Source organism: Shewanella sp. SG41-4, from assembly GCF_014164505.1.
GTDB lineage: Bacteria > Pseudomonadota > Gammaproteobacteria > Enterobacterales > Shewanellaceae > Shewanella.
Genome location: NZ_JACJFI010000743.1, coordinates 1 through 585 on the forward strand (window position 1 = coordinate 1; position 585 = coordinate 585).

The following is a 585-nucleotide window of genomic DNA, read 5'->3' on the forward strand; positions in this document are numbered from 1 at the left end:
GTTGATTTTTCCATACGAAAAAGGCCTTTGCATTGCTGCAAAGGCCTCATCTTACTTTGGTGGAGCGGACGCTGTCTGCAATCAAAAATGAACCCGCTACCCAGATGACAGTTCACTTGCTGATTCTTGAGCGTTTACAATCCCCATAAATGGGTGAATGCCAGGTAAAGTCAGAAACATAGCAGGTCCAACTGAACGAATGCTCTGCTTATAGCGGTCTATCGAGGAAATATTCACAAATTTTAGATACAAAAAAACCTCGTCGTTAGACGAGGCTTCTATGTAATTGGCGGAGCGGACGGGACTCGAACCCGCGACCCCCGGCGTGACAGGCCGGTATTCTAACCAACTGAACTACCGCTCCTTTAGCAAATTGCTTACGCACGATGCTAAATGCTTTTTAAGTCGCTAGTATGTCATAACTAGGAGACTTGCTCTTTCGAGCATCTCTTAACGAGATAATTAGGCGCCTGGAAATGACCTACTCTCGCATGGGGAGACCCCACACTACCATCGGCGATACTGTGTTTCACTTCTGAGTTCGGAATGGGATCAGGTGGTGCCACAGCTCTATGGTTTCCAGAC

The 585-nt window shown here is 47.2% G+C and carries 1 tRNA gene and 1 rRNA gene; both read right to left on the bottom strand.

Going from position 1 to position 585, the window contains the following annotated elements:
• Window positions 1-287 precede the first annotated feature (287 nt).
• Window positions 288-364, bottom strand: a tRNA-Asp gene (locus tag H5202_RS23630).
• A gap of 104 nt (window positions 365-468) precedes the next feature.
• Window positions 469-584 (bottom strand): 5S ribosomal RNA (rrf, locus tag H5202_RS23635).
• Window position 585 lies beyond the last annotated feature (1 nt).